Annotated in this window: 15 protein-coding genes; 5 read left to right on the top strand and 10 right to left on the bottom strand. The window is 72.3% G+C overall.

Annotated elements, in window-relative coordinates:
* Positions 1 to 145: 145 nt before the first annotated feature.
* Together AC3AOF_RS19935 and AC3AOF_RS19930 are read right to left on the bottom strand one after the other, a co-directional pair.
* Entirely contained in the window at positions 146 to 1,213 is a 1,068-nt protein-coding gene (locus AC3AOF_RS19935; RefSeq protein WP_488346285.1) for a L,D-transpeptidase family protein, read from the bottom strand.
* A 76-nt stretch (positions 1,214 to 1,289) separates the two neighbouring features.
* Complete coding sequence (locus tag AC3AOF_RS19930; protein ID WP_236989231.1) at positions 1,290 to 2,150, bottom strand: extensin-like domain-containing protein; 861 nt, start codon at positions 2,148 to 2,150, stop codon at positions 1,290 to 1,292.
* Between the two features lie 141 nt (positions 2,151 to 2,291).
* On the opposite strand from AC3AOF_RS19930, the gene AC3AOF_RS19925 reads away from it, so the two are divergent.
* Positions 2,292 to 4,349, top strand: coding sequence for a M3 family metallopeptidase (locus tag AC3AOF_RS19925; protein ID WP_488346284.1), 2,058 nt, complete (start codon positions 2,292 to 2,294; stop codon positions 4,347 to 4,349).
* A gap of 61 nt (positions 4,350 to 4,410) precedes the next feature.
* On the opposite strand, the gene AC3AOF_RS19920 is transcribed toward AC3AOF_RS19925, so the two are convergent.
* From AC3AOF_RS19920 to AC3AOF_RS19910, 3 genes are read right to left on the bottom strand one after another with little or no spacing between them, the layout of a single operon-like run.
* On the bottom strand, positions 4,411 to 5,151 hold the full coding sequence (locus AC3AOF_RS19920; RefSeq protein ID WP_488346283.1) for an ABC transporter permease subunit: 741 nt from the start codon (positions 5,149 to 5,151) through the stop codon (positions 4,411 to 4,413).
* Positions 5,148 to 6,317 (bottom strand): ABC transporter permease subunit, encoded by a 1,170-nt coding sequence (locus AC3AOF_RS19915; RefSeq protein ID WP_488346282.1) that lies wholly within the window; start codon positions 6,315 to 6,317, stop codon positions 5,148 to 5,150. The genes AC3AOF_RS19920 and AC3AOF_RS19915 overlap by 4 nt, the downstream gene beginning before the upstream one ends.
* Entirely contained in the window at positions 6,314 to 7,249 is a 936-nt protein-coding gene (locus tag AC3AOF_RS19910; protein ID WP_488349020.1) for a glycine betaine ABC transporter substrate-binding protein, read from the bottom strand. The genes AC3AOF_RS19915 and AC3AOF_RS19910 overlap by 4 nt, the downstream gene beginning before the upstream one ends.
* Positions 7,250 to 7,531: 282 nt before the next feature.
* Here AC3AOF_RS19910 and AC3AOF_RS19905 point away from each other — a divergent pair, with 282 nt between their 5' ends.
* Entirely contained in the window at positions 7,532 to 7,843 is a 312-nt protein-coding gene (locus AC3AOF_RS19905) for a response regulator (RefSeq protein WP_442919353.1), read from the top strand.
* 485 nt (positions 7,844 to 8,328) lie between these two features.
* Here AC3AOF_RS19905 and AC3AOF_RS19900 read toward each other — a convergent pair whose 3' ends face one another.
* The 3 genes from AC3AOF_RS19900 to rsmI form a co-directional block, all read right to left on the bottom strand.
* A complete protein-coding gene (locus AC3AOF_RS19900) occupies positions 8,329 to 8,544 on the bottom strand; it encodes a hypothetical protein (RefSeq protein WP_236989237.1) in 216 nt (71 codons plus the stop codon).
* Between the two features lie 90 nt (positions 8,545 to 8,634).
* The gene (locus AC3AOF_RS19895; RefSeq protein WP_236989238.1) at positions 8,635 to 9,021 is read right to left on the bottom strand and encodes a YraN family protein; all 387 of its coding nucleotides are present in this window, start codon (positions 9,019 to 9,021) and stop codon (positions 8,635 to 8,637) included.
* On the bottom strand, positions 9,005 to 9,970 hold the full coding sequence (rsmI, locus tag AC3AOF_RS19890) for a 16S rRNA (cytidine(1402)-2'-O)-methyltransferase (protein ID WP_488346281.1): 966 nt from the start codon (positions 9,968 to 9,970) through the stop codon (positions 9,005 to 9,007). The genes AC3AOF_RS19895 and rsmI overlap by 17 nt, the downstream gene beginning before the upstream one ends.
* Before the next feature lie 162 nt (positions 9,971 to 10,132).
* Here rsmI and AC3AOF_RS19885 point away from each other — a divergent pair, with 162 nt between their 5' ends.
* On the top strand, positions 10,133 to 11,338 hold the full coding sequence (locus AC3AOF_RS19885; protein WP_488346280.1) for a penicillin-binding protein activator: 1,206 nt from the start codon (positions 10,133 to 10,135) through the stop codon (positions 11,336 to 11,338).
* A 409-nt stretch (positions 11,339 to 11,747) separates the two neighbouring features.
* Here AC3AOF_RS19885 and AC3AOF_RS19880 read toward each other — a convergent pair whose 3' ends face one another.
* Positions 11,748 to 12,359: a pyridoxamine 5'-phosphate oxidase family protein gene (locus AC3AOF_RS19880; protein ID WP_488346279.1), complete on the bottom strand. Its 612-nt coding sequence runs from the start codon at positions 12,357 to 12,359 to the stop codon at positions 11,748 to 11,750.
* 123 nt (positions 12,360 to 12,482) lie between these two features.
* Here AC3AOF_RS19880 and AC3AOF_RS19875 point away from each other — a divergent pair, with 123 nt between their 5' ends.
* Positions 12,483 to 13,286 (top strand): thioredoxin domain-containing protein, encoded by an 804-nt coding sequence (locus AC3AOF_RS19875; protein ID WP_236989242.1) that lies wholly within the window; start codon positions 12,483 to 12,485, stop codon positions 13,284 to 13,286.
* 83 nt (positions 13,287 to 13,369) lie between these two features.
* Complete coding sequence (locus tag AC3AOF_RS19870; protein WP_236989243.1) at positions 13,370 to 14,203, top strand: beta-keto acid cleavage family enzyme; 834 nt, start codon at positions 13,370 to 13,372, stop codon at positions 14,201 to 14,203.
* Positions 14,204 to 14,283: 80 nt separating this feature from the next.
* On the opposite strand, the gene AC3AOF_RS19865 is transcribed toward AC3AOF_RS19870, so the two are convergent.
* Positions 14,284 to 14,805, bottom strand: a complete 522-nt coding sequence (locus AC3AOF_RS19865; protein WP_236989244.1) for a phasin — start codon at positions 14,803 to 14,805, stop codon at positions 14,284 to 14,286.
* Positions 14,806 to 15,041 lie beyond the last annotated feature (236 nt).

The following is a 15,041-nucleotide window of genomic DNA, read 5'->3' as shown; positions in this document are numbered from 1 at the left end:
ACCCTCTCCCGGCCCCTGCTGACGCAGGGTCCATCCTCCCCCGCAGAGGGGGTAGGGTCCACGCGCGGCAGCCGTCGCTCCCGCTTCCGCAAAGCCTCATGTGGTCGCGTATGGTCGACGCGGGCGTTAGATTGATAAAGCCCACCTACTTCCCGAAATCCACCTTCGCGCCCCGCTCGACGTGCTTCGCGAGATCCCGCGCGTCCCAGTTGGTGAGCCGGACGCAGCCATGCGATTCGGTCTTGCCGACCTTCTCGGGCTCGGGCGTGCCGTGGATGCCGTAGCCGTCGTTACCCGACAGGTCGATCCAGACCAGGCCGACCGGGTTGTTCGGGCCGGGCTTGATGGTGAACTTGCGCTTCGCCTCGACGCCTTGGAATGCGTATTTCGGGTTGTAGGTATAGGTCGGGTCGAAGGCGACCCCCTCGACCTTGAGGACGCCGCTCGGCGCCGGCTTCTCCTCGCTGCCGATCGAGGCCGGGTAGAGGTGGATCAGCGCCCCGTCCTCGCCATAGGCCCGGACCTGGAGCGCGCCCTTGTCGACCGCGATGCGGGTGACCTTCGGCGTCTCGGGCAATTCCTTGCCGGGGATGCGCCCTGTCTCCATCGGCGGCACGGCCGCGACCGTGATCACCGTCCCGGCCTTGGTCAGCGGCTTGCCGGGGTTGAGGGCCTCGAGGAAGTCCTTGCTCATGTGGAAACGCTCGGCCAGCATCTCGGCCGGCGAGGTGTAGGACAACGCCTTCAGATCGGCCTGCTCCTCCATCTTCGGCGGGATCTCCTCCACGAACGGGCCGGCGACGTCCTGCTCGGTCAGCGTATACTCGGTCACCGCCGGATCCTGGCTGGTGCCGGACAGGGCCTGCCACAGGGCCTCGTCGAGGCGTCCGGAGAAGGACTGGCCCTTGGCCTTGGCGAAGCCGGCGAGCGCGCCACGCAGATTGTCGCCGTCGCGCCCGTCGATGGCGCCGGGGGAGAAGCCGGCCCTGTCGAGCAGCACCTGCACCCGCACCGTCAGCGGGTCGGCGCCTTTCTCGGCAGCCTTCGCCGTCTCCTTCTTGCCGGCTTTCTTCTCCTGATCCTTGTCCGGCGCACCGGCGCCGAACTGCGCCTGGTTGATCGCCTCCAGGGTCAGGGGAGCCTCCGCGGCGCCGGCCGCGCCGGACAACCCCATCACCAGCAGAGCTGCCCCGAGCCTCGCCGCCTTCCGCATCCGCCCCTCTCCCGCACACGATGTCAGCCAGGCCTAAAAGCGCCGGATGCCGCCTCCCGTTCCGGATTTTTCGCGCTCACTGGCACAGGCGGTGGCCGGCATTGCGCTCGCGCTCGTCGAGGTGGAGGTGGTTGGCATGCGCCGCATCCGAGCCCGGCCCGAGCACGGTGCGGAAGAAGCCGCAGGCGCGGGCCCTGACGGCGTTCTCGAAAGCCGCCTCGGGCGTGCCCTCCCGCACCGCGCCCACCATCACCGGCGCCCGTCCCTCGAAGGTGAAACCCATCACGTCGACCCCGTTGGCATAGGCGTGCTCGCTGAGCTTGGCGCTCGGGTCGTGGTTCTGGCCGCGGCACTCGTAGGAGCCGCCGATCTGGACGGTCTTCGGCACCGTCGAGAGGGTCCGCTCGGCGATCACCCGCACCTCGGTGCTCCAGCGGCCGAGCGCCTCCGCGGCGACGCAGGTGAGGGTGGCGGCGGGGCTGAGCGGGACGCCGTCGGGCAGCACCGTCACCCGCAGGGGCTTGGCCGCGCCACACAGCCCGTCGGCGAGGGGCGCCACCGACTCGGCCTTGACGCCCAGGCGTTCGAGCCGGCGCAGGCAGGCGGTATCGTCGGGCACGAGGGTGGCGGGGGTGGGCGCCGGGCCGGAGGGCAGGTCGGCGGGCCGCTCGGGCGGCAGCGGCGTCGGCTCGGGGACGGGCGTGTCCTTGTCGGTCTCCTTCGGAACCGCGTCCTTTACGGCGGACTCCTTGGAAGCCGGCTCCTTGGCCACAGGCTCCTTGCTCTCCTCGGGCCGGGGCGGCGGCAACGGCACCTGATCGGCCGGGACCCGGCTCAGAGGCGGCGCACCGCCCGGTGCCTGGGCGGCGGCCGGACCGGCCAGGATCGCGCCTGCCATCAGCGCGGCGAGGATCCGCCCCATCGTCGTCCCCGGCATCGCGCCCCTCCCCAGTTCCGCTCCTCAACGGATGGGCAAGCGTGGCCGTTCCCCCGACTCGTGCTGCTCGCGCGCCCTGCCGCGCTTGCGCCCCGCGCCCCAGGGTCTATCGTCGCCCGCCCTTCGAGCGAGAGGATCAGCATGCGCGGCGTCACGGCGGAGCACGAGCCCAACCCCTTCTCCGAGCCGGCCTGGACCACCCCGCACGGGCTGCCGCCTTTCGAGCGCATCGTGCCCGCGCATTACGAGCCGGCCTTCGAGCGGGCGCTGGCCCAGCACGTCGCCGAGATCGAGGCGATCGCCGGCAATCCGGAGCCCGCGACCTTCGCCAACACGATCGAGGCGATGGAGCGCTCGGGCCAGGCCCTGCGCCGGGTCTCCTCGACCTTCTTCAACCTCACCGGCAGCCACACCAATCCCGAGCTTCAGGCGGTCGAGCGGGCGGTGTCGCCGCGGCTCGCCCGCCACGGCAGCGCGATCTACCTCAATCCGGACCTGTGGGCGCGAGTCTCGGGGATCGCCGAGGACGGCCTGTCCGACGAGCAGAAGCGGGTGCGCGAGCGCTACCGCCTGCGCTTCCGCCGCGCCGGGGCCGAGCTCGACGCCGAATCCAAGGAGCGCATGGCGGCCATCGCATCGCGGCTCGCCGAGCTCGGCACCCAGTTCAGCCAGAACCTGCTCGCCGACGAGGGCGCGTTCACGCTGGAACTGACCGGCGAGGACGATCTTGCCGGCCTTCCGCCCTTCCTGCGTGCCGCAGCGAGCCGGGCCGCCGAGGAGCGCGGGCTGAAGAACAGCCACGTCGTCACCCTGTCGCGCTCGCTGATCGACCCGTTCCTGGTCTTCTCGACGCGGCGCGACTTGCGCGAGCGCGCCTATGCCGCCTGGCTCCGCCGGGGCGAGAACGGGGGTGAGACCGACAACCGGGCGATCATCACCGAGACCCTGCGCCTGCGCGCCGAGCGGGCGCGCCTGCTGGGTTATTCGAGCTACGCCGCCTTCCGCCTCGACGACACGATGGCGGGCAGCGCCGACGCCGCGGTCGGCCTGCTGGAGGAGGTCTGGGCGCCGGCCCGCCGCCGGGCCGAAGCCGAGCGCGACCGGCTCCAGGCGCTCGCCCGCGAGGACGGCCACGATTTCGACCTCGCTCCTCACGACTGGCGCCACTATGCCGAGCGCCTGCGCCGCCGCGAGCACGACCTCGACGAGGGCGAGATCAAGCCGTATCTCCCGCTGGAAGGCATGATCCAGGCGGCCTTCGACACGGCGCACCGCCTGTTCGGCCTCTCCTTCACCGAACTGCCGGACGTGCCGCGCTACCACCCCGAGGTGCGGGCCTGGGAGGTCGCCGACCGGGACGGGCGGGTGATCGGCCTGTTCCTCGGCGATTACTTCGCGCGGCCGAGCAAGCGCTCGGGCGCCTGGATGAGCGGCTTCCGCTCGCAGGAGCGCCTGACCGGCGAGATCACGCCGATCATCGTCAACGTGATGAACTTCGCCAAGGGGGCCGAGGGCGAGCCGTCCCTGCTGTCCTTCGACGATGCCCGCACGCTGTTCCACGAATTCGGCCACGCCCTGCACGGGCTTTTGTCGAACGTGATCTATCCGATGCTCGCCGGCACGGCGGTGGCGGGCGACTTCGTCGAATTGCCGTCCCAGCTCTACGAGCACTGGCTGGAACAGCCGGAGGTTTTGCGGTCGCACGCCCGCCACTACCGCACCGGCGAACCGATGCCCGAGGACCTGCTGGCCCGGCTGCTCGCCGCCCGGACCTTCAACCAGGGCTTCGCCACGGTGGAATACACGGCGTCGGCCATCGTCGACCTCGACCTGCACCTGTCGCCGGAGGCCGAGGGCGGCATCGATCCGCTCGCTTTCGAGGCCGAGTCGCTGCGCCGCATCGGCATGCCGGGCGAGATCGCGATGCGCCACCGCACGCCGCATTTCCAGCACATCTTCGCCGGGGAAGGCTACGCGGCGGGCTATTACAGCTATCTCTGGTCCGAGGTGCTGGACGCCGACGCCTTCGACGCCTTCCGGGAAGCGGGCGACATCTTCGATCCCGCCACCGCGGAACGGCTGCGCACCTACGTCTACGGTGCCGGGAACCTGCGCGATGCCCGCAGCGCCTACACGGCCTTCCGCGGCCGGCTGCCGAGCACGGGGCCGCTGCTGCGCAAGCGCGGGCTGGCGGCGTAACGCCAGAAGTCCTCGCCGGGCCCGGTCCTGCCCGGGATCGGCGAGGCCACCCGTTCGCCCTCTATCGCCGCAACAGCCGGCTCACGCCCGCCGCTGCGGCGAGCCAAGCCGCATCCGCCAGGAAGGCGAGCGCCGCCGCGGCCGCCGCGCCCTGGACCAGCGCCAGGGTGTTCTGGGTCTGCAACCCGACCACGATCGGCGAGCCCAGCGTCTGGGCCCCGGCGAGCGCCCCGATCGCGGCGGTCGCCACCGCCAGCACCAGCACCACCCGCAAGGCTTCCAGGATCGGCCCGGCAGCGAGCGGCAGCTCGACCCGCATCAGGATCTGCGTCGGCGTGAGCCCCATCCCGATCGCCGCCCGGCGCACCTCCTCCGGCACGGTGGCGAGCGCGCCGACGGTGCCGCGCATCACCGGCATCAGCCCGTAGGCGGCGAGCGCCAGGAGGATCGGCGGCGCGCCGAAGCCGAGCACCGGCAGGGCGAGCGCCACCACCACCACCGGCGGGGCGGCCTGGGCGGCGGCGGCCAGGGTGTCGAGGGTGGCGCGCAACGAGGCACCGGCGACGCGGGTCGCCAGGATGCCGAGGCCGAGCCCGGCCCCACCCGCCAAGACGAAACCGCCGAGCGCCAGGACGAGATGCTGCCGGGCGAGCCAGGCGAGGCGACCGGCCGGCACCGGCGTGCCGGCCTGGAGGCCGAGGAGACGGACCACGAATCCGGCGACCTCCGGCAGGCTGAGCACCGCGAGGCACAGGGCCACCCCGAACGGCACGAGCGCGCGGGCGAATCGGGGACGGGTCATGCCGGCATCTCCCGGGTGCCGCCGAGGAGCGCGAGCCCGGCATCGACCGCGAGAGCGAGGCCGATCACCGGGAGGGCGCCAAGCAGGATCAGGTCCTGGGCGAATTGCGCCATGCCCTCGAAGACCAGCGCCCCGAGTCCCCCGGCCCCGACGAGGCCGCCGAGGGTGGCGAGCCCGACGCTCTGCACCGCCGCGACCCGCAATGCCCCGATCAGCACCGGCGCGCCGAGGGGCAGGCGCACCCGCAGCAGCACCTCGCGGGGGTTGAGGCCGATCGCCCGGGCGGCGGCGAGCACGTCCGCGTCCGCCGCCGCGAGGCCGGCGGCGAGCCCGCTCACCAGCGGCAGGCAGAGATAGGCGGCGGTGCCGAGCACCGCCGGCACCGGACCGATGGCCGACAGGCCGAGGCTCCGCAGCGCCGGCACGAGGGCGAGCAGGCCCGACAGACCCGCCACCAGGGCAGCGAAGAGTGCGAGCGCCGGCACGACCTGGATCCCGCTCACCAGCCCGTCGACGAGGCGCGCGCCCGGCCCGTCGCGCAGGCGCAGGAGCGCCAGGGGTACGGAAACGGCGAGCGCGATGAGGAGCGAAGCTCCGGCGAGCCCGAGATGCTGCCACGAAGCCGCCGCCACGGCCCCCGCCCGCGCCCGGTACTCGACCGCCAGCGACAGCGAATCGAGGACACCCGCCGCTGCGAAGAGAACGGTGAAGCCAAGGAGCAGCAGGGCGGCGATGAGGCCGCCCCGGCGCGGCAGGACGGCCCTCCCCGCCTCTCCGGCGAGCCCCGCCACCGCCAGGAGGGCGAGCCACCCGCCCGAGCCGAGGGCGGCGCGGGCGGCCGGCTTCTGGCCTGCGAGGAGCCCGGCGGCGCCCTGCCCGAGGCCGAGGAGCAGCACGCACCAGGCGGCCAGAGCCGCCGCCAGGGCGGCCCAGGCACGCCACGGCCGCGCCGGACCGGCGAGCAGCATCACCGCACCGACCGCGAGCCCGCCCGCCGCCATCCCGGCGACGCCACTTCCGACGGGGCTGCCGGGGACCAGGCGGTTCGGCGCCAGGGTGAGGAACGGTAGTCCGGCAAGGGCCGCGACGGCGAGACCCGCTATCGCCACGGCGAGCCACGGCGGGGACGGCCAAGCCGTGGGCCGTTTCACGGAATCGATCGTCATGGCGCGAGGGTTCCGAGGTAGCGGCGGGCGACCGCCTCCGGGGTGTCGCCCTCCACCGCCACCTCGGCGTTCAGCCGCCTCAGGGTCGGGAGGTCGAGGCCGGAGAAGAGGCGATCGAGGGCGGGGGCGATCTCCGGATGAAGGGCGAGGACCGGCGTGCGGATCACCGGCGCCGGCTCGTAGACGATCTGCGCCCCGGCCGGATCGCTCATCACCGCGACGTCGAGGGCCGCGATCGCCCCGTCGGTGCCGTAGACCATGCCGGCATTGACCCCGCTGATCCCCTGCGCCGCCGCCCGCAAGGTGACGGCGGTATCGCCGCCCGGCAGCATCACGATCCGCTCCCGCGGCATCACGAAATCGTAGGCCCGCTCGAAGGACGGCAGGGCGGCCGGGCTCTCGACGAACTCCGCCGAGGCGCAGAGCTCGATCAGGCCGCGGCGGACCGCGCCGGCAAAATCCGCCATCGTGGCGAGGCGTTCGGCCCGGGCGAGGCGCCCCTGCACGGCGATCTGCCAGGTGTTGTTCGCCGGCGCCGCCTTGAGCCAGGTGAGGCCGTTCTTGGCGTCGAAGGCCTTCGCCGCCGCGTAGGCCGTCTCCGCCCGGCGCCAGACCGGATCGGCATCGGTTCCGGAGAAGAAGGCGGCGTTGCCGGTATATTCCGGGTAGAGGTCGATCTCGCCGGCGGTGAGCGCGGTGCGCACGATGCGGGTCGGCCCGAGCTGGAGCCGGGCCGTCACCGGCACGCCGAGCCGCCGCAGCACCATCACGATCAGGTGGCCGAGCAGGGCGCCCTCCCCGTCCACCTTCGAGGCGACGACGACCGGCCGGTCGGCCAGCGCCGCCGTCGACGAGAGGGCCAATCCGACGAGTCCCCCTGCGATCAGGGCCCTCCGATTCAAGGGGTGGGGAGTATCGTGAAGCCGCTGCATCGCGTCCCAGGTCCGTGCGCTTGACATGTCTGGCGTTCCGGGCGACGGCTCACCGGCGCAGGTCTTGGTCGGGATCGGTCTTGGCTGCCGGCGCTGACTCGCATGGGTTGCGGGCGGATGAAACCCCTGACGGTCGAGCGGACAAAGCCGCGGCAGGGACAGGTCGGTCGGGCCTCGATTCGGGGCGTTGAGGGAAAGAACTCCGGCGTGGGCACGGAAACAAGCGAAGACCTCCTGAATGGTGCCCGCGTCCTCGTGGTGGAGGACGAGGCGGCAATCTCGATGCTGCTGGAGGACATGCTGGTCGATTTCGGCTGCGAGGTCGTGGGTCCGGCGGCCCGGCTGAGCAAGGCGCTCGAGATGGCCGAGAGCGAGAGCTTCGTGGTCGCGATCCTCGACGTCAACGTCGCCGGCGAGCCGATCTACCCCGTCGCCGAGGCGATCGTGCGCCGCGGCCTGCCGCTGGTCTTCTCCACCGGCTATGGCGGCGCCGGCATCCGCGAGCCGTTTCGCGACCGCCCGGTGGTGCAGAAGCCGTTCAGCCAGCAGGACCTCAAGCGCACCCTGATCGCCGCGATCGCGGCGGCGCGCTGAGGCGCTGGGCCCTGCGGGGCCGGTTTTTCGCAGCGTCGTGTCGACGTTGTCGATTCAGAACACGCTATTCTCAGCCGACGGCCGGGATAGCTGGTGCCATCACGAAGGCGCAGCCCTTCTCCTCTCCCCGACAGATCCCGGGCTTGCCGGGAATCGGCAAGCGATGGACGAAGTCGGGCAAGCGCGACTTCGTCGCGGGAAGAGGCCTGAGTTCCGAAGGGCTCAGGAAGCGCAAAAGGCGAGGGCGAGGGCGAGGGGGTGTCCGGAGGAGCCTCGCCCGTCGAGGCCCCCTCACCGCCGCTTTCGCCTCCGCCTGCTGCGTCTCCTGAGCGGGGACACAGCTCTCTTTCCACCCGCGGGGAGAGGAAAGCCCCCGCGCCTTTTCCTTCTCCAGGCGGCGTCGCGTCACCATACGCACAACGAGGCGATGCGCTCGACGCTCGCCCCGACCCACATCATCTCACATAGAACCGCAAAAGCCGCCTTCAGCCCGCCACCCGCTGCGGCGCAGCGACAGCCCGCCGCTCGGTGGGCTTCCGGGCGTCGGCCGCCTCCTGCGCCTCGACGCGGCGCTTGAACGCGCCCCAGGCCATCAGGGTGCAGCCGCAGCCATCGCACTGAATCATGGCGTCGTCGGTCAGATCGGCCGGCAGGCGCACCCCCGGCGAGCCGCAGGACTCGCATCCGAAACCGCTGCGCATCTCGTGACCCCCTCACCTCCGACACCATCGCGACCGCGAGCTTAAGCATGCTGCGCTGCACGCAAGATGAACGCAATTGCAGAATTCGGATTAGGGGTCCATCTCCAGTTCGAAGGCCGAGACGACATGGCGGGGCCAGCGCCCGGGCGCGACGAACACCGCATCCGCCCTCAAGGTGAGGGCGGCGCTCCACGGCGCCCGGGCGATCCAGGCCCGGACGGCACGGGAGAACAGACGGCGCTTGCGGGCGTCGATCGCGATGGAGGCGTCCGCCAGGGTCGGCCGCGCCTTGACCTCCACGAAGGCGACGACGCCGCCGCGGCGCACGATCAGGTCGATCTCGCCGCCGCCGATCGAGACCCGCCAGGCCAGCGGGCGATACCCCTTGAGGAGGAGGGCCGAGGCCGCGAGCCACTCGGCCCGCCGGCCGCGGGCGAGATGGAGGCGGCGGCGGGCGGCGTCAGGCTTCGCCGGCATCGTCGGCGCGGCGGGCCAGAACCAGGGCGCGGGCATAGACCTCGCGCCGCTTCAAGCCGGTCTCGTCGGCGACGAGGCTGGCGGCGTCCTTGATCGAGTGGCGGGCGAGCGCCGCCTCGATCCGGGCATCGAGGTCGGCGTCGTGCTCCGGGCCCGGCGCGTCCTCGGGCGCGGTGCCGATCACCACCACCACCTCGCCCTTCGGCGGGCCGGAGGCGGCGTAGTCGGCGGCGAGCCCCGCGAGGTCGCCCCGGCGCACGGTCTCGAACAGCTTGGTCAGTTCGCGCGCCACCGCGGCGGGGCGGGTGCCGCCCAGCACGTCCGCCGCGTCCGCCAGCATCTCGGGCAGGCGGTGGGGCGCCTCGAACAGCACCAGCGTACCGGGGATGCCCGCGAGCAGAGCCAGTCGGTTGCGCCGCGCCCCGCTCTTCTGCGGCAGGAACCCCTCGAAGAAGAACCGATCGGTCGGCAGGCCCGCGGCGACGAGCGCGGTGATCGCCGCCGAAGGGCCGGGAATCGGGGTGACGGCAAGCCCCGCCTCGATCGCCGCCTGGACCAGCTTGAAGCCCGGATCCGAGACCAGCGGCGTGCCGGCATCCGAGACCAGCGCCAGGGCCTCGCCGTCCTTCATGCGAGCAATCATCCGCTCGCGCACGCCCTCCCCCGAATGCTCGTGATAGGCGACGAGCGGCGTGGTGATGCCGTAATGCGCCAGCAGCGTGCGGGTCACCCGGGTGTCCTCGGCCAGCACCGCGTCGGCGGCGGCGAGCGTCGAGAGCGCCCGGAAGGTCACGTCCCTCAGGTTGCCGATCGGCGTCGCCACGACGTGCAGGCCGGGGGACAGGGGCTCGGCCTCGGCGGCGAGGCCGAAGGCGGTGTAGACGGCCGGGCCCCGGCCGGACGCGCGGTCCGGGGAACGGCGGCGGGAATCGTCGCTGCGCTGGGTCATCGCCGCCATAGTGCCACGGCCCAGGTACGCGGCGCCATGGCGCGTCGGACGGGAGCGGTCGTTTACTTTTCACCGGCAGACTTTATGCACCGGGCACGGATGTTGCTGCCGGGTTGCCGTCGCCGATTCGCGGCGCGGGCTACCGGACCGGGGGAGCGGGCGATGGGGGGCATCGGCCTTCAGACTGTGAGGCGTTTCGGACGGAGCGCCGCCGTGCTCGCCGGCCTGTCGTTGCTCGCCGCCTGCGGCGGGGTCGACAGCCCGGTCGTCGCCACCCGCACCGCGCCGGTCGAGGCGCCGCTCCCGGCCGGCGACGGGACGGTACTGGGCGCCGGCAGCGTCAAGGTCGCGCTGATCCTGCCGCTCTCCGGGCCCGGCGCGGCGGTCGGCGCGAGCTTGCGCAACGCCGCCGACATGGCGCTGCAGGAATCGCAGAGCCCCGACCTGAAGATCCTGGTGAAGGACGACCGCAGCACGCCGGAGGGAGCCCGGGAGGCCGCGGCCGCGGCGCTCGCGGAAGGGGCGGACCTCGTCATCGGCCCGCTCTTCGCCGCCACGGTGCAATCGGCCGCCGCCACGGTGAGGCCCAGCGGCAAGCCGGTCATCGCCTTCTCGACCGATGCCAGCGTGGCGGCACGCGGCGTCTACCTGCTGAGCTTCCTGCCCCAGACCGAGGTCGACCGCATCGTCGACGAGACCACGGCGGCGGGGCGGCGCTCCTTCGCGGCCCTGATCCCGGATTCGACCTACGGCCACGTCGTCGAGGCGCAGTTCCGCGAGGCGGTGGCCCGCCGCGGCGGCCGCGTGGTGGCGATCGAACGCTACCCCGCCGGCAACCCCGCCGCCTCGATCGGGCGCCTCGCCCCGCTGATCGCGGGACCGGCGCCGCAGGCCGACGCGCTGTTCCTGCCCGATACGCCGGAGGGCCTGGGCGTCGCCGGCCCGGCGCTGACCCGCGCCGGCTTCAACCCGGCCCGGGTCAAGCCGGTCGGCACCGCGGTGTGGAACGACCCGAGGGTCTTCGCACTGCCGGCCTTCCAGGGCGGCTGGTTCGCCGCCAGCGATCCGGCGGGTTTTTCCGGCTTCAGCCAGCGCTACCGGGCCCGGTTCGGCTCCGATCCGGTGCGGGTCGCGACGCTCGCCTACGACGCCGTGTCCCTCGCCGCGGCGCTGAACCGGCAATACGGGTCGCAGCGCTTCGCCGACACGACCCTCACCAACCCCTCGGGCTTCGCCGGAATCGACGGCACGTTCCGGTTCCGCCCGGAAGGCACCAGCGACCGGACGCTCGCGGTGTTCGAGATCCGCTCCGGCGGCACGACGATCGTCAGCCCGGCCCCCCGGGCGCTCGGGCCTTCGGGGACGTGAGTGGGGCGGGGCGCACGGGACGTGCGACGGATGGCGTATCCCACCCTCATACGCTTTGCGATTGATCGCTTCGCGATGCGGAAAGCGGCTTTGCTCAGGCGTGTGAAGCCTACGGCTTCACCGCGCGGGCTGACGATACGAAATCCGTAAGTGATCGTCCGGATTTCGTATCACCTCATCCTGAGGTGCGAGCGAAGCGAGCCTCGAAGGAGGGCTCCAGGAATCACGGAGGTTTCTGGAGCCCTCCTTCGAGGTCAGTCGATCTCCGATCGACCAGCATCTCAGGATGAGGCGCGAGAATGGGATTCGCCGTTCCCACCTCATTATTCAATGAAAAATCTGACTCGAAACGGGCTTCGAAATCAGGATTCGGCAGCAGGATGATCTGTCGAGGTGACTGACCAGGCCCTCAATACAGCCGCGTCCGATACGACTCGTCCATCAGCCGCTCGGCCTCGGAGATGCCGATCGCCCCGGTCTGCTCGGCGAGCACGCGGCCGAGGCTCGGGAAGCCCTCGCGCGGCACCTGTGCCGCGGGGTCCCACAGCCGCGCCCGCATCACCGCCTTGCCGCAATGGAAGAACACCTCCCGCACCGCGACGACCAGCCCGGTGGTCGGAACCTTGCCCTGGGCGGCGAGCGGCGTGAGCAGGGCGGGATCCGTGGTGAGGCGGGCGGTGCCGTTGACCCGCAGAGTTTCGGTGATTCCGGGCACGAGGAAGATCAGGCCGATGCCCGGCGCGGCCAGCAGGTTGCCGAAGCTGTCGGCGCGGTTGTTGCCGCGCCGATCCGGGATCAGCAGGGTGACGTCGTCGATCACCTGAACGAAGCCCGGCGCGTCGCCGCGCGGGCTCGCATCGGCCCGGCCCTCCGCGTCGGCGGTGGCGGCCACCAGGAACGGCGAGAGCGCGATGAACGCCCGGGCATGCCGGTCGAGGCGAACCTGGACCTTGCCCTCGGCCAGGCGGCTGACCGGGCCCATATGGTCGCGCAGGGCGTCTGCGTCGCGAATCCCGTCCATTCCGCCTCCGTCGCTCCACTGCGGCGTCGTGTCCGCCGGGGCGATGAATCCGTCGCGCCGACGAGGCACGCGGCCGCCCTATGTCACCCCGAAGGTGCGAGGTCCGGGCGATCGATGCAAGCGATGAGAGTTCGCGGCCTCGCCGCCCGCTTCGGCCTCGCCGCACTCCTGGCCCTCCTCGGCCAGCCGGCCGCGGCCGGGCTGACGCCGAAGGACCTGTCGGGCGTCGGGCTGGCGCCGCCCCCCGGCGCGCGGGCGCCGCTCGATGCCGCCTTCACCGATGCCGCCGACGGACGCGGCCTGACGCTCGGGCAGGCCCTCGCCGGGCGCCCGACCCTGCTGATGCCCCTCGATTACGCCTGCCGCAACGTCTGCGACCCGATGCTCAGCCTTGCCGGCACGGCGCTCGCCGCCACCGGCCTCGTGCCGGGCACGGATTTTAAGCTGGTGACGCTCGGCTTCAACCCGCGCGCGCCGGCCGCCACCGCCCGCGCCATGGTGACGGAGCAGCTCGGCCAGGGGCCGCTCCTCGCCAGCGCCGTCGTGCTCACCGGGGCACCGGGACCGGTCGAGGCGGTGACGCGCGCCGTCGGCTACGCCTACGCCTATGACCGGGACACCGAATCTTATGCCCACCCGGCCGGCGCCCTGGTGCTGGCCGGCGACGGCCGGGTCGCCCGGGTCCTCTCGCCGCTAGCGATGACCGCCCGCGACCTGCGCCTCGCCCTGGTCGAGGCCGGCGAGGGCCGGGTCGGCGGCCTCGCCGACCGGCTGGTGCTGCTCTGCTACGGGTACGATCCTCAGACCGGGATCTACACCCCGCTGATCCGCCGCATCCTGGCGGCGTCCGGCCTCGCCACGGTCCTCGGCATCGGCCTCCTGGTGCTCGGGCTGCACCGGCGCTCGCGCCGGGACCATCCGGTGTGACGGGTGCCAGACTACCTTGTGCGCCGGCCGTGCAGAATGCGGCGTCGCCGAATCGGAACGAGCGCGAAGAACCGGGAAGACAGATGGCCATCCCCCTCGTGATCACCGTGGCGCCGAACGGCGCCCGCCGTACCAAAGCCGACCACCCCGCCCTGCCGATCGATCCGCGGGAGATCGGCCTGGAAGCCGCCCGCTGCCGCGAGGCCGGCGCCGCGATGATCCACCTGCACGTGCGCGACGCCGAACAGCGCCACACCCTCGACCTCGACCGCTACCGGGCGGCGCTCGCGGCGGTGCGCCGCGAGGCGGGGCCGGAGATGATCCGTCAGGTCACCACCGAGGCGGTCGGCCTCTACGGCCCGGCCGAGCAGATGGCGGCGATGCGGGCGCTGAAGCCCGAAGCGTTCTCGGTGGCCTTGCGCGAACTCTTCGCCGAGCCGGAGGACGAGGGCGCCGCCGCCGCCTTCCTGGCCGAGCAGGCCCGGGCGGGGGTCATGGTGCAGCACATCCTGTACGATGCGGGCGACGTCACCCGCTTCCAGGGCCTGGTGGCGCGAGGGCTGATCCCGCTCGAGCGGACGAGCGTGCTGTTCGTGCTCGGCCGCTACGCCGTCGGCCAGCGCTCGGACCCGGCCGACCTGCTGCCCTTTCTCACCGCCTGGAACTCCGAGCACCATCTCGACCTGCCCTGGGCGCTCTGCGCCTTCGGCCCGCGGGAAGCGGCCTGCCTCGTCGCCGCGGCCGCGGTCGGCGGTCATGCGCGGGTCGGATTCGAGAACAACCTGTGGCGGCCGGACGGGAGCCTGGCACCTGACAACGCCGCGCAGGTCGCCGCTCTCGCGGCCCTGGCACGGAGCATCGGGATTGCCGTCGCCTCGCCGGTGCAGGCCCGGGCCTTGTTCGGCGGCGAGGGGTAAAGACGCACGACGAGCATGAAAAAGGCCGCGCCCCTCGCAGGGCGCGGCCGAGGCCGTGCGGAAAAGCCGGCCCGCGCGTCTTAGGACGCGGCGTCCTTGGCGGCGTTGGTGGCCTGGTCGGTGGCGCTGCGGGCGGCTTCAGTCCCCTTCTGCATCGCCTGGCGGGCGTGCTCGGCACCCTGCTGCATGGCGGTACGGGCCTGCTCGGCGCCCTGCTGCATCGCCTGCTTGGCGTTCTCGGCGCTCTGCTGCATCGCACTCTGGGCGAGGCCGCCGAACTCGCGGGCCTGCGTCTGCATGGCGGCGAACTGGCTGCGCACGAACTCGGCCTGGTGCTGCATCGCCTCCTGGACGTCCTTCGAGCGGACGAGCTTCTGGGCGAGGTCGAACGCGGCGTTCACGTTCTGCTCGGCGAAGGAGAAGCCGCGGGTCGAGGTTTCCTGGGCATTGGTGCGGGCCATCTCGGCCGAGCCCTGGAGCGTGTCGGCGGTCTTGCGCGCCGCGCCGAGGAACGAATCGAACGCCTTGCGGGCCTGCTCGACGCTCTTCTCCGCGAAGTCCCGCATCTCGGTCGGGATCTCGTAGTTCGGGGTCTGGGTCATGTTCGTCTCCTCATGTTGGGCGCGTCCCGCGGCGCGGTGCGCTGGGGCCGGGCACTATTGTGCACCGCACAATAGCATGGTCCGAGCGGAATGCCACCTTTTCCGGCAGGCATTAAGGTTGACGGCAGGATAACGCAGCGACTGCGCATTTCGTGCCGGTGCGGGAAGGTGCCAGTTGGTTTAAAGCAGGCCGGGCGGGTCGTGTTCGGACAAGAACCGGGCAAGAACCGGGTGCG

This window comes from Methylobacterium sp. 142-1Y, assembly GCF_057747795.1.
This window is presented reverse-complemented; position numbering and strand designations above follow the sequence as displayed.